Here is a 12,752-nt window from a genome sequence, read left to right as displayed (position 1 = left end):
GGATCGTCGTCCCGGACCGGTAGACAGCCACCGTGACCGATCTCGCCGACCAGCTCCGTCCGATCACCGCCGAGGAGTGGCCGCGGTTCTCAGCCACGATGTCGACCACGTTCGGTGAGGCGGCGGACGGGCCCTACCAGCAGACGCCGTCGCCGATCGCCGAGCTCGACCGGTCGCTCGCCCTGTTCGACGGGGACCGGGTGGCGGCCACCGCCGGCATCTACAGCCTGGACATGGCCGTCCCCGGGGCCACCGTGCCGACCGCCGGGGTCACCTGGATCACCGTCGCACCCACCCACCGCCGGCAGGGGGTGCTGACGGCGATCATGCGGCGCCAGCTCACCGAGGTGCAGGCCGCGGAGCGTGAGCCCGTGGCGGCGCTGTGGGCCGCCGAGGCCGGCATCTACGGCCGGTTCGGCTACGCCCCGGCGAGCTGGCGGGGCGGCTGGACCGGGGACGCCGGGCGGCTGCGGCTCCGGCCGGACGTCGACTGCGGCACCGGGCGGGTCTCCCTGGTCGACGTCGGGGTGTTCCGCCCGGCCGCCGTCCGGCTGTACGACCAGCTCCGCCGGCACGTGCCCGGCAACCTCGCCCGCGACGACCGCTGGTGGGACCGGGTGCTGCTGGACCGGCCCGAGACCCACCGCGGCGGCACCGCCCGCCAGCACGTGCTGCACACCGAGGCCGACGGCACGGTCACCGGCTACGCGACGTACCAGGTCCGGGGCAGCTGGAGCGACGAGGGCGAGCCGACCGGCACGCTCACCGTCACCGAGGTGCGCGCCGCCGCACCGGCCGCCTACGCCGCCCTCTGGCGGTTCCTGCTCGGCATCGACCTGGTCCGCACGGTCCAGGCGCCCTCGCTGTCGGACGACGACCCGCTGCGGCACCTGCTCGCCGACCCGCGGGCCTGGCACGCCCGCCCGGTCGACGCGCTGTGGGTGCGGCTGGTCGACGTCGGCCGGGCGCTGTCCGCCCGCCGCTACCCGGCCCGGATCGACCTGGTGTTCGAGGTGCGCGACCGGTTCTGCGACTGGAACGACGGGCGCTGGCACGTCTGGGGCCACCCGGCGGGGGCGTTCTGCGACCGCACCGACCGCGACCCGGACCTGGTGCTCGACATCGAGGCGCTCAGCGCCGCCTACCTGGGCGGGGTCTCGCTGGCCTCGCTGCAGGCGGCCGGGCGGGTGACCGAGGTCAGCCCGGGCGCCGTGGTGGCGGCCTCCACGGCGTTCCGCTGGCCGGTCGCCCCCTGGTGCCCGGACACGTTCTAGAAGGACCCCCTTGCCCCCCACCACTCGCCAGCTCGCGGTGGGGCCCTGCAAGGGGGCCGTTCCATCCCGTTACGAGGGTGAGGTGCCGTCCCACTCCGAGAGGGGGGCGCAGTGCCAGCGCCAGGAGGTCACCGGCTCGCGGCCGGGCAGCTCGCCGCGGCCGGTGGCCCACAGCAGGGCCGCCCACGGGTCGGGGTCCGGTGGCACCCAGGGGAACAGCCGGGTGACCGTCGCGTCGGCCAGCGCCGGGGGCGGCGCCCAGTCCAGGCCCCGGCCGTCGGCGACGTCCCAGCCGTGCAGCAGCAGCTCCGCGCAGCCCATGCCCGCGAAGCCGGACGGGTCGGCCAGGCCCCAGCTGTGCGCGCCGCGCTCGGCCGGGTCCGCGGCGTCGACCACCCGGGCCAGCACCTCGGTGGCCGCGTGCAGCTGCTGGCGCATCTCGGCCAGCTCCGCGTCGTGCCGGCGGACCAGCTCGAAGGCGCTCACCTCGACCGGCCCGGCCACCAGGTCCTGGGCGTACCAGGTCAGGCAGGAGGTGACGTGGTGGGCGACGCCGGTGACGTCGGTGGCCAGCAGCGGCACCGCCGCCGAGCCGTCGGGCACCCGGGCCAGCAGCTCCTGGACGGCCGCGCCGGCCGCCCGCAGCTCGTCGCCGGTCACCGCGGCGACCTCATGGGGTGTCGGTGGGCAGCCCGCCGGCCGGACGGTGCCGGTCGCGCTCGTACTCGCTCACCAGCCCAATGCGGCGGACGTGCCGCTCCTCGCCGCTGAACGGCTCGCGCAGGAAGGTCAGCACCAGCTCGGTGGCCTCCTCGACGCTGTGCTGGCGGCCGCCGACCGACACCACGTTCGCGTCGTTGTGCTGGCGGGCGAGCTTGGCGGTGTCGGTGTTCCAGACCAGCGCGGCCCGCACGCCGGGCACCTTGTTCGCGGCGATCTGCTCGCCGTTGCCCGAGCCGCCGATGACGACGCCCAGGGTGCCCGGCTCGGTCACCACCCCCTCCCCCACCGCGAAGCAGAACGGCGGGTAGTCGTCCTCCGCGTCGTAGCTGTACGCACCGCAGTCGACGGGCTCGAAGCCCTGGTCGGCGAGCACCTGCAGGAGGTGGGACTTCAGTTCCAGGCCGGCGTGGTCGGTACCGAGGAAGACGCGCATGCCCCGATCCTCGCAGGCCGCTCCGACGCCCGGCGACTGGCAGGCTGACCCGGTGGCGGTGCTGGGGGTCGACGGCTGGCGGGGCGCCTGGGTGGGCGCGCTGCTGGAGGGCCGCGGTGTCCGGCTGCTGGCGCTGGCCGACGTCGCGACCGTGCTCGCCGTCCCCGACGTCGACGTGGTGGCGATCGACATGCCCATCGGGTTGTCCGAGGACGGCGTCCGGGCCTGCGACGTCGGGGCCCGGCAGCTGCTCGAGGCGACCGGCGCGGCGAGCTCGGTGTTCCCGTCCCCGGTGCGCGCCGTGCTGGACGCCCGCGACCACGCGCACGCCCGCGAGCTCAGCCGGGCGGCGACCGGTGGGGTCCGGGCGCCGTCCGCGCAGACCTTCGTGCTCGTCGCGGCGATCCGGGCGCTCGACGACGGGCTCGGGACGCCACCCACCGACCGGGTCGTCGAGGTGCACCCAGAGCTGACGTTCCGCTGCGGCCTGGGCGGCGTCACCGACCGCACGGGCACCGCCCGCGGCACCGTGCAGCGGCTGGCCGCGCTCCGCGCGGTGATGGACGTCGAGGACGCGCTGGCCGACGCCCCGGTCGGGGTGCCGGTGGTCGACGCGCTGGACGCCTGCGCCGCCGCCTGGCCGGGCCGGCGGCTGGCCGAGGGCCGGGCCGGGTGCGTCGGCGACGGGACGACGGACACCCGCGGCCGGCCGATGCGGATCTGCTGGTGACCGCCGGCTGGGTCGAGGTCGGCGACCGGGTGTTCGTCCGCCGCCACCGGGAGCTCGACCTCAACTGCGGGCTGGTGGTGGGGATGAGCGGCTGCCTGGTCGTCGACACCCGCTCGCACCTGGGCGAGGGCCGCGCGCTCGCCGAGGCGGTGCGCGCGGTGACCCCGCATCCGTGGGCGGTGGTCAACACCCACGCCCACTACGACCACTGCTTCGGCAACGCGGCGTTCCGCCCGGCCGACGTCTGGGCGCACCGCCGCTGCGTGGCCGAACTGGCCGGCACCGCCGAGCAGCAGCGGGCCCACGCCGTCCGGGACCTGCTCGCGGCCGGTGACCCGGCGGCGCAGCTCGTCGCCATGGCGCCGGTCGACCTGCCCGACCACCTGGTCGACGACGCAGCGGTGCTGGACGTCGGCGGCCGCGCCGTGCAGCTGCGGCACCACGGCCGCGGGCACACCGGGGCCGACCTGGTGGTCGCCGTCGACGACGTCGTCTTCGCCGGCGACCTGGTCGAGGAGGGCGCGCCGCCGGCGATGGACGACGCCTTCCCGCTGGAGTGGGCGGCCACGCTCACCCGGCTGCTGGCGGAGGTGCGCGGCCCCGTCGTCCCCGGGCACGGCGCGGTGGTGGACGCGGCGTTCGTCGCCGCCCAGCGCGACGAGCTCGCTCAGCTGGCCCGCTGGCTGACCCGGCAGGGCACCGCGCCGGTGTTCGACGAGCTGACCCGCTCGGTCGCCCTGGCCCGGGTCAGGGTCCCACCCTGAGCGTGCCAAGGGTGGGGGGACCCGGGTCCTTCATCAGGTGAGCCGGCGGAGGACCGGCAGCGGCAGGACGCGGAGCAGCGCGGAGACCGGGCGCCACGGCCACTCCGGCACGTAGGCCCGCACCGGCTCGCGCTCGACCGCGGCGGTCAGCGCCGCGACACCGGTCGCCAGGTCGACGGTGAACGGGCCGCGGCGGCCGGTGTTGATGTCGGTGGCGATGAAGCCGGGCAGCACGGTGGTCACCGCGATCGGGGTGCCGAGCACGTCGGCGCGGATGCTCTCGGCCAGCGAGTTGAGCGCGGCCTTGCTCGCCCCGTACGCCGAGCGGCTGCCCGCCATGCCGCGCACCGAGGCCACCGAGGAGATCACCACCAGGTGGCCGGCGCCCTGCGCGCGGAACAGCTCCATCGCCGCCTCGCAGGTGGCGTGGGTGCCCAGCACGTTGGTGGCCAGCACGGCGCGGTTGCGGGCAGCGTGCCCGGTGCCGATCGAGGCGCTCTCGCCGATCCCGGCGTTGGCGATGAACCGGTCGACGCCGCCGAGCTCGCCGGCCAGCCGCGGGACGACCTCGGCGACGGCGTCGGGGTCGTCGACGTCCAGCTCCCCGACCACCACCCGGCGGCCGGGGTGGCGGGCGAGCAGCTCCTCGCGCAGCTCGGTCAGCCGGTCCAGCCGCCGGGCCACCAGCACCAGGTCGCGGCCCCGGGCGGCGAACGCGCGGGCCATGCCGGCACCGAGCCCCGCGCTGGCGCCGGTGAGGAAGATCCGCTGGCGGAGGGGGTGCGGCACCGCGACAGCATGCCGCACGCTCTCGCGCGAACGAGTACGCGTACTCGTCCGCGCGAGAGCGCGAGGGGTCTAGCGGGTGCTGGTGAGCTCCAGGGCGTCGGCGGGGACCGAGGACATGTCCGGGCCGGCGGTGCGGGTGCGCTTGAGCTCCCAGAAGTCCGGCAGGTTGGCCAGCAGCACGGCGCCGTCGAAGGCCTTGCCGGCGTCCTCGCCCGTGGGCACCTTGCTGATGACCGGGCCGAAGAACGCGACGCCGTCGATGTGCATGACCGGCGTGCCGACGTCGTCGCCGACCGGGTCCATGCCCTCGTGGTGGCTCTTCTCCAGCGCCTCGTCGTACTCGGTCGAGCTCGCGGCCTCGGCCAGCTCCGCGGGCAGCCCGACCCGCTCGAGTGCGGGGGCGATGACGTCCTCGATCTCGAGCCCGTCGTGGTGCCGCAGCGTGCCCATCGCCGTGTAGAGGTCGCCGAGCACGTCGTCGCCGTGCTGCTGGGCAGCCGCGACAGCGACCCGCACCGGGCCGATGGCCTTGGCCATCATCTCGCGGTACTCCTCCGGCAGGTCCCGCCCGCGGTTGAGCACCGCCAGCGACATGACGTGCCAGTGCAGGTCGATGTCGCGCACCTTGGCGGCCTCCAGCACCCAGCGGCTGGTGAGCCAGGCCCACGGGCACAGCGGGTCGAACCAGAAGTCGACGCGGGCCTTCGTCGGCGCGCTCTGCACTGCCTCGGTCATGGGTGCTCCTCAGGGTCTCGGGTCGTGCGTCCGGGTCGTGCCCGGGTCGTCTGCGCCCAGCAAGTCCGGTCGCCGTCCGGTTGTTCCCGGACGCCCGACGGGGCACACCGGAGGAGAGCGTCGTCCGGGCATGGGAGGCTCCGGTACGTGGCAGTCCCCAACCTGACCCGTGACGACGCCGCGGCCCGCGCCGCGCTGCTGGCCGTCTCCAGCTACGACCTCTTCCTGGACGTGACCGACGGCCAGGGCCATCCCGGCGAGGAGACGTTCCGCTCGCTCACGACGATCACCTTCTCCGCGCGCACCCCCGGCGCCGAGACCTTCGTCGACCTGGTCGCCGAACGCGTCCGCTCCGCCACCCTCAACGGCGTCGAGCTGGACGTGAGCGGCTACACCGAGGAGGGCGGCCTGGTCCTCCCGGGGCTGGCCGAGGAGAACGAGCTGGTGGTGGACGCCGACTGCCGCTACTCCCGCACGGGTGAGGGTCTGCACCGGTTCGTCGACCCGGAGGACGAGCAGGTCTACCTGTACACGCACTTCGAGCCGGCCGAGGCCAAGCGCATGTTCGCCTGCTTCGACCAGCCCGACCTCAAGGCGACCTTCACCGTGCACGTCACCGCGCCGTTCGACTGGCAGGTCGTGAGCAACACCGGCGACCGGACCATCGAGGCCGGTGAGGCCGGCTCCCAGCTGGTGCACTTCACCCCGACCAAGCGGATCTCGACCTACCTGGTCGCGCTGGTGGCCGGCCCCTACGCCCGGGTCACCGACCTGCACGACGGCATCCCGCTGGGCATCTACTGCCGGGCGTCGTTGGCCCAGCACCTCGACCCGGACGAGATCTTCGCCGTCACCAAGGCCGGGTTCGACTTCTACCACCGGGTCTTCGACTACCCGTACCCGTTCGACAAGTACGACCAGCTCTTCGTGCCCGAGTTCAACGCCGGGGCGATGGAGAACGCCGGCGCGGTCACCTTCCTGGAGGACTACGTCTTCCGGTCCAAGACCAGCCGGGCGCGCTACGAGCGGCGGGCCGAGACGATCCTGCACGAGCTGGCGCACATGTGGTTCGGCGACCTGGTGACCATGCGCTGGTGGGACGACCTGTGGCTCAACGAGTCCTTCGCCACCTACATCTCCACGCTGTGCCAGTCCGAGGCGACCGAGTACACGACCGCCTGGACGACGTTCGCCAACACCGAGAAGTCCTGGGCCTACGCGCAGGACCAGCTGCCCTCGACCCACCCGATCGCGGCCGACATGGTCGACGTCGCGGCGGTCGAGGTGAACTTCGACGGGATCACCTACGCCAAGGGCGCCTCGGTGCTCAAGCAGCTGGTGGCCTACGTCGGGCGCGACGAGTTCCTCGCCGGGGTGCGCCGGTACTTCCGCAAGCACGAGTACGGCAACACCACCCTCGACGACCTGCTCAGCGAGCTGTCCGAGGCCTCCGGCCGGGACCTGTCCGACTGGTCGGCGCAGTGGCTGCAGACCAGCCAGGTCAACACACTGCGCCCGGTGTACCAGCTGGACTCCGACGGCCGGTACAGCTCCTTCGCCATCGAGCAGACCGCCGTCCCGGCGCACCCGGTGCTGCGCCGGCACCGGCTGGCGGTCGGCCTCTACAGCTCCGGGCCCGACGGGCTGACCCGCTCGCACCGCGTCGAGCTGGACGTCGACGGGGCGCGCACCGAGGTCGAGGAGCTCATCGGCCACCCGGCCGCCGACCTGGTCCTGGTCAACGACGACGACCTCACCTACGCCAAGCTCCGCCTCGACGAGCGGTCGCTGGCCACGCTGCGCAGCCAGATCGGCGCGATCCCGGAGTCGCTGCCGCGGGCGCTGTGCTGGTCGGCGGCGTGGGACATGACCCGCGACGGCGAGCTGCCGGCCCGCGAGTGGGTGCAGCTGGTGCTGGCCGGCGTCGACGCCGAGTCCGAGATCAGCGTCGTCCAGTCGCTGCTGGCCCGGGTGCAGTCGGCGCTGTCGGCCTACGCCGACCCGGCCTGGGCGCCGACCGGCTGGGAGCTGCTGGGCGACAAGGCGCTGGCCGCGCTGCACAGCGCCGAGCCGGGCAGCGACGCGCAGCTGCAGTGGTCGCGCACGCTGGCCGCCGCGGCCCGCAGCGACGAGCACGTCGCCGAGCTCCGCGGGCTGCTCGACGGGTCGCGGCAGCTCGAGGGGCTGGCCGTCGACGCCGATGCCCGCTGGGCGTTCCTGCACGGGCTGGTCGCCGTGGGTGCGGCCGGCGACGCGGAGATCGACGCCGAGTCCCAGCGCGACGCAACGGCGACCGGCGCGCGCCGGGCCGCGACCGCCCGCGCGCTGCGCCCGACGGCCGGGTCCAAGGCGGAGACCTGGGAGCGGGCGTTCACCGACGAGTCGATCCCGAACGCCGTGCACGAGGCGATGGTCGCCGGCTTCTGGCACCCGGCCCAGCAGGAGCTCACTGCGCCCTACGTGGAGCGGTACTTCGCCGACATCCGCGGCCTGTGGGACCGCCGGCCCGGTGAGATCGCCAAGAACGCCGTCGAGTACCTGTTCCCGAAGGTCATCGAGGAGCGGACGCTGGCCGAGGCCGACGCGTTCCTGGCCGGCGAGGACGTGCCGGCCCCGCTGCGCCGGCTGGTGAGCGAGGGCCGCGACGGCGTCGCCCGCGCGCTCTGGGCCCGCAAGCGGGACGCCGCCGCGTAGCCGGACGCCTGAACGCCCACGGCCCGGAACTCATCGAGTTCCGGGCCGTGGGCGTTCGGCCCCCTCGCAGGGGCGGGGCGAGGGGGTCCTTTCAGTGACCGCGGCGGGAGGGGTGGCCGGCGGCGTCGGACATCTGGCGCAGCCCGTTGACGATCGCGCCGACGAGGTCACCCGACCCCAGGCGGTTGGTCATCGACAGCACCGCCAGCGCGCAGGCCCGGTCCGGCAGCCGGCGGGCGGCGGCCGTGCCGGTGACGATCTCGAGCACCCGCTGCCCGGGCGAGATCGCCACGAGCACGCTGTTCGAGGTGTCGCCGCCGGAGCGGGAGTGCAGGTCCTCCGCGGTCGACCGGGTGTCGGTGCCCAACTCGCCGATGTAGAGGGTGAAGCGCAGCCCGGTCTCCTTCGAGGACATGGTCAGCGCCTCGTCGAGGCGGGACAGGTCCTGGTAGGAGAACGGCGTGGTACCGCCGGACTCGTCGACCACCGAGCCGCTGGTGTCCGCGGTCGAGGTGCCACGGGTGTCCGCGGGCTGGTGGTCGCGGGTGGCGAGCTGCTGGGACATCGGGCCGGGACCTCCGGAGGGCGACGGGGCGGCGGAGAAGGCGGTGCTCACGGCGCGGTCACCAGGTCCCGCGGGCGCCGCCGGCGGCGGTGCGGCGGTGGGAGTCGGGCTCCTGCGGTGCGTGCGGGTGCTCGCCGATCGCCAGCGCGGCGGCGGTGGCACCCAGGCTCGGAGCGGCGTGGCCGTCGGCGTGCGCGTCCTCCGCGTGGCCACCGACGACACCGGAGGCGTCGGGGTGCGGCTCCCACCAGATCGGCTGCGCCGTCCACGGCTGGCCGGGGCGGTACTTGGTCTTCTCCTTGCCGCGCCCCGGCAGGAGCGTGAACACCGCGAGCAGCAGGAAGACCGCCAGCGGGATGACGCCGTAGATGAGCACGGTCTCGGTCACGGGCATGGCCGCAATCTACCGGGACGCCCCGACCCCGGCCTGGCAGGTCACCACATCGCGGGGTGGCGGTGCGCCCACGGCCGGGCCTGCTCCAGCTGGGCGGAGAGGGAGATCAACGTCGCCTCGTCGGCGGGGCGGCCCACCAGCATGGTGCCGATGGGCAGCCCGGACGCCGTCCACCACAGCGGCACGCTCACCGCGGGCTGACCGGTCACGTTGTAGACGGCCGGGAAGGCGGCGTAGCGCGTCTGCCGCGCGAAGTCCTCGGCGCCGTCCGCACCGAACCAGCCCACCGGCCGCGGCGGCATCGTGCAGATCGGCGACAGCAGGACGTCGTAGCGGCTGGTCGCCGCGATGAACCGGCGGGAGAACAGCCGCAGCGCGAACATCGCCTCCATCGCGTCCCTGGCCGACAGGGCCAGGCCCCGCTCGCGCAGGTACCGGGTGAGCGGGCGCAGGTGCGGCACCGCCGCGTCGGGCACCGGCAGGGTGGTCGCCGACAGCCCCCAGACCACCTCGAAGGACGGGAAGATCTCGGCGGCCGGCGGACCGGACGGCAGGTCCTCGACCTCGTGGCCGAGCTCGGCCAGCAACGCCGACGCGTCCTCGAAGGCGGCCCGCACCTCCGGGTCAAGTTCCGCCCCGGGCATGCCGGAGTCCAGGTACCGGCCGATCCGCAGCCGGCCCGGCGCCCGGTCGGCGTAGCCGAGGAAGGTCTCCCCGGCCGGCGGCGGCGCCGCCCAGAACGGGTCCCCGGGCACCGGGCCGGCCATGGCGTCCAGCATCGCCGCGGCGTCCCGCACCGTCCGGGCCAGCGGGCCCTGCACGCCCAGCGAGGTGACCTCGGAGTTGTACGGCCCGTTGCTCACCCGGCCGCGGCTGGGCTTGATGCCGAACAGGCCGTTGATGCCGGCCGGGATGCGGATCGAGCCGCCGCCGTCCGACCCCTGCGCGAACGGCAGCAGGCCGGCGGCGACCGCGGCGGCCGCGCCCCCGCTGGAGCCGCCGGCCAGCAGCGAGGTGTCCCAGGGGCAGCGGGCGGGCCCGGCGAGGTCGTTGTCGGTGTAGCAGGGGAAGCCGAACTCCGGGGTGTTGGTCTTGCCCACGCTGATGGTGCCGGCGGCCGCGAGAGCGGTGACGACGGCGTCGTCGACGTCGGGCACGAACTCGGCGAGCACCCGCGAGCCCATCGTCGTCCGGACCCCGGCGGTGTTGTTGAGGTCCTTGATCGCGGTCGGCACGCCGTGCAGCGGCGGCAGCTCCGCGCCGTCGACGACGGCCTGGTCGGCGCGGGCGGCGGCGGCGCGTGCCCGGTCGGGGGTGACGGTGAGGAAGGCGCCGATCCCCGGGTCGAGGGCGTCGATCCTGGCCAGGGCGTGCTCGACCAGCTCGGTCGGGCTCACCTCCCGCGCGCGGACGGCGGCGGCCTGCTCCAGCGCGGTCAGGTCGTGCAGCTGCGTACCCGTCGACGAGGTCACGGGCGGACGCTAGCGGGGGCTGCGCCACGATGGGCACGTGGACCTCTCCCGCGCCGCCGCCGCCGCCCTGGACGACGCCGACCCGCTCGCCGCCTTCCGCGCCCGGTTCACCGGCGTCGACGACGGGCTCTACCTGGACGGCAACTCCCTCGGCCGGCTGCCCGTGGAGACGCCCGCGGCCGTCGCCCGGGTCGTGAAGCAGGAGTGGGGCCGCGGCCTGGTCGGGTCCTGGAGCAGCTGGGTCGAGCAGGCCCGCCGGATCGGCGACCTGCTGGCCGACGGTGTCCTCGGCGCCCGGCCCGGGGAGGTGCTGGTGTCGGACACGACCAGCGTCGACCTCTACAAGCTGCTGGTCGCCGGCGCCGACGCGCGCCCGGGGCGCGACGTGCTGGTCTGCTGCGCCGACGACTTCCCGACCGACCGGTACATCGTCGCCGGGGTGGCCGCCTCCCGGGGGATGACCGTCCGCGAGGTCGACGCGCACATCGACACCGGGCTGGACCTCGACGTGCTGGCCGCCGCGCTGGACGAGCGGGTCGCCGTCGTCGTCCTGTCCCAGGTGGCCTACCGGTCCGGCGCGCTGGTCGACATCGCCGAGGTCACCGCGCTGGCCCGGGACTCCGGTGCTCTCGTCCTGTGGGACCTGAGCCACGCGGCGGGGGCGGTGCCGGCCGAGCTGACCACCGCCGGCGCGGACCTCGCGGTCGGCTGCACCTACAAGTACCTCAACGGCGGCCCGGGCGCCCCGGCGTTCCTCTACGTCCGCTCGGAGCTGCAGGAGCAGCTGCGCCAGCCGATCTGGGGCTGGTTCGGCGCCCGCGACCAGTTCGCCATGGGGCCGTCCTACGACCCGGCGGACGGCGTCGACCGGTTCGGCGTCGGCACCCCGCCGGTGCTGGCCATGGCCGCGGTGGAGGTCGGTGCCCGGATCACCGCGGAGGCGGGCATCGAGCGGCTGGCCGCCAAGGGCCGCGCCCTCACCGAGCTGGTCGTCGCGCTCGCCGACGCGTGGCTGACCGGGTACGGCGTCACCGTCGCCTCGCCGCGGGAGGCCCCCCGCCGGGGCTCGCACGTCAGCCTGGCGCACCCGCAGGCGTGGCAGCTGACGCAGGCGCTCGTCGACCGGGGCGTCGTCCCGGACTTCCGGACGCCGGACCGGCTGCGGCTGGGCCCGGCCCCGCTCTACACCCGGTTCGTCGACGTCTGGGACGCCATGGACCGGCTGCGCACGGTGCTCGCCGAGGGCGCGCACACGAGCTACCCGACCGAGCGGGCCCGGGTCACCTAGACGCCGGGGTCGGGGACGCCGATCGGGTTGTGCGCCGGCCAGTCGCCGGCGGCCAGGACGGCGCGGCGCACCGGTGCGAGCAGCTCGGCCAGCCGCTCGCAGCCGGCCTCGCCGAGCGCCGCCCACGGGCCCCGGGCCAGCCGGTCGGTGTCCGCCTCGACCGCGGCCCGCAGCTCCCGCCCGTCGGCGGTCAGCTCCCCGTCGGCGAGCCAGCCGCGGGCGGCCAGCACGACCCCGGCGTCGGTCCACTCGTCGGCCGACCAGCCGCGGGCGCGCTGCAGCCAGTCGGCGGACGTCGTCCCGGCCGCGGCGCTGAGCACGAGGGCGGGCAGGCCGAGCAGCCCGTGCTGCAGCAGCGTGGCCAGGTGCCCGTCACCGCGGTGCTCGCGCAGCGTCGTCAGCGACTGCCACAGCGCCAGGTGCGGCTCCGGCGGGAGGGGCAGCGCGGAGTTCGCCGCCGCGAGCGGGCGGCCCGGGACGTCGACCGCCTCCGCCGCCCGCCGGGCGAGGGTGGCGGCCTCGACGGCGTCGGTCGAGCCGGCCCAGCCGGGCAGCGCGCGCTGCACGGCGGCGTCGACCCCGGCCAGCCGGGCGTCCAGCGCGGCCGCGGGCGACGTCGTGGACCAGACCTCCGGCACCCGCCGGGCCACGAAGGCCGGCGCGAAGGAGGCGAAGGTCGCGGCCACGACCTCCGGGCCGACGGCGCCCAGCGGCGCGGCCCGGCCGGCGAAGTAGCCGGCCCAGAAGGTGCGCAGCCCGGCGGCGGTGAAGGCGGTGCGGGCCTCGTCGGCGAAGTAGGTCAGCGCGTGGAACGGCTCACCCAGCGCCCAGAGGCGCCGCGCGACCGGCATCCGGGGTCCCGCCGCGAGCGGCGGGGTGGTGGTGGGCACC

At 75.5% G+C, this 12,752-nt stretch carries 13 protein-coding genes; 5 read left to right on the top strand and 8 right to left on the bottom strand.

All coding sequences use genetic code 11. The annotated features are described in order from the left end of the window. The first annotated feature begins 32 nt into the window (after nucleotides 1–32). Nucleotides 33–1,274 carry a GNAT family N-acetyltransferase gene (locus MODMU_RS07525; protein ID WP_014739607.1) on the top strand — a complete coding sequence of 414 codons (1,242 nt, stop codon included), beginning with the start codon at nucleotides 33–35 and terminating at the stop codon, nucleotides 1,272–1,274. Between the two features lie 69 nt (nucleotides 1,275–1,343). Here MODMU_RS07525 and MODMU_RS07520 read toward each other — a convergent pair whose 3' ends face one another. Together MODMU_RS07520 and MODMU_RS07515 are read right to left on the bottom strand one after the other, a co-directional pair. Next, the gene (locus tag MODMU_RS07520; protein WP_014739606.1) at nucleotides 1,344–1,934 is read right to left on the bottom strand and encodes a maleylpyruvate isomerase mycothiol-dependent enzyme family protein; all 591 of its coding nucleotides are present in this window, start codon (nucleotides 1,932–1,934) and stop codon (nucleotides 1,344–1,346) included. Between the two features lie 10 nt (nucleotides 1,935–1,944). Continuing rightward, complete coding sequence (locus MODMU_RS07515) at nucleotides 1,945–2,430, bottom strand: ribose-5-phosphate isomerase (protein ID WP_014739605.1); 486 nt, start codon at nucleotides 2,428–2,430, stop codon at nucleotides 1,945–1,947. Here MODMU_RS07515 and MODMU_RS07510 point away from each other — a divergent pair. Further along, nucleotides 2,429–3,160 carry a DUF429 domain-containing protein gene (locus tag MODMU_RS07510; protein WP_231851784.1) on the top strand — a complete coding sequence of 244 codons (732 nt, stop codon included), beginning with the start codon at nucleotides 2,429–2,431 and terminating at the stop codon, nucleotides 3,158–3,160. The two genes, MODMU_RS07515 and MODMU_RS07510, sit on opposite strands and share 2 nt — an antisense overlap. Next, nucleotides 3,157–3,924, top strand: coding sequence for an MBL fold metallo-hydrolase (locus tag MODMU_RS07505; RefSeq protein ID WP_014739603.1), 768 nt, complete (start codon nucleotides 3,157–3,159; stop codon nucleotides 3,922–3,924). The genes MODMU_RS07510 and MODMU_RS07505 overlap by 4 nt, the downstream gene beginning before the upstream one ends. Nucleotides 3,925–3,957: 33 nt before the next feature. On the opposite strand, the gene MODMU_RS07500 is transcribed toward MODMU_RS07505, so the two are convergent. Beyond that, on the bottom strand, nucleotides 3,958–4,713 hold the full coding sequence (locus MODMU_RS07500) for an SDR family oxidoreductase (protein ID WP_014739602.1): 756 nt from the start codon (nucleotides 4,711–4,713) through the stop codon (nucleotides 3,958–3,960). 69 nt (nucleotides 4,714–4,782) lie between these two features. Next, a complete protein-coding gene (locus MODMU_RS07495) occupies nucleotides 4,783–5,448 on the bottom strand; it encodes a DsbA family oxidoreductase (RefSeq protein WP_014739601.1) in 666 nt (221 codons plus the stop codon). A gap of 147 nt (nucleotides 5,449–5,595) precedes the next feature. Here MODMU_RS07495 and pepN point away from each other — a divergent pair, with 147 nt between their 5' ends. After that, nucleotides 5,596–8,142 (top strand): aminopeptidase N, encoded by a 2,547-nt coding sequence (pepN, locus tag MODMU_RS07490; RefSeq protein WP_014739600.1) that lies wholly within the window; start codon nucleotides 5,596–5,598, stop codon nucleotides 8,140–8,142. A 91-nt stretch (nucleotides 8,143–8,233) separates the two neighbouring features. Here the strand turns inward: pepN and MODMU_RS07485 are convergent, their stop codons facing one another. From MODMU_RS07485 to MODMU_RS07475, 3 genes are read right to left on the bottom strand one after another with little or no spacing between them, the layout of a single operon-like run. Beyond that, a complete protein-coding gene (locus MODMU_RS07485) occupies nucleotides 8,234–8,707 on the bottom strand; it encodes a DUF5130 family protein (protein ID WP_051144146.1) in 474 nt (157 codons plus the stop codon). Between the two features lie 58 nt (nucleotides 8,708–8,765). Beyond that, entirely contained in the window at nucleotides 8,766–9,101 is a 336-nt protein-coding gene (gene ctaJ, locus MODMU_RS07480) for an aa3-type cytochrome oxidase subunit CtaJ (protein ID WP_014739598.1), read from the bottom strand. Between the two features lie 41 nt (nucleotides 9,102–9,142). Beyond that, nucleotides 9,143–10,573 (bottom strand): amidase, encoded by a 1,431-nt coding sequence (locus MODMU_RS07475; protein WP_014739597.1) that lies wholly within the window; start codon nucleotides 10,571–10,573, stop codon nucleotides 9,143–9,145. Nucleotides 10,574–10,610: 37 nt separating this feature from the next. On the opposite strand from MODMU_RS07475, the gene kynU reads away from it, so the two are divergent. Then, nucleotides 10,611–11,861, top strand: a complete 1,251-nt coding sequence (kynU, locus tag MODMU_RS07470; protein WP_014739596.1) for a kynureninase — start codon at nucleotides 10,611–10,613, stop codon at nucleotides 11,859–11,861. On the opposite strand, the gene MODMU_RS07465 is transcribed toward kynU, so the two are convergent. Continuing rightward, entirely contained in the window at nucleotides 11,858–12,751 is an 894-nt protein-coding gene (locus MODMU_RS07465; RefSeq protein ID WP_231851783.1) for an SCO6745 family protein, read from the bottom strand. The genes kynU and MODMU_RS07465 overlap by 4 nt on opposite strands. Nucleotide 12,752 lies beyond the last annotated feature (1 nt).

Origin of the sequence: Modestobacter italicus (assembly GCF_000306785.1) — a bacterium.
Classification (GTDB): domain Bacteria; phylum Actinomycetota; class Actinomycetes; order Mycobacteriales; family Geodermatophilaceae; genus Modestobacter; species Modestobacter italicus.
Note: the sequence above shows the minus strand (reverse complement) of the source record. Positions and strands in the feature narration are given on the sequence as shown.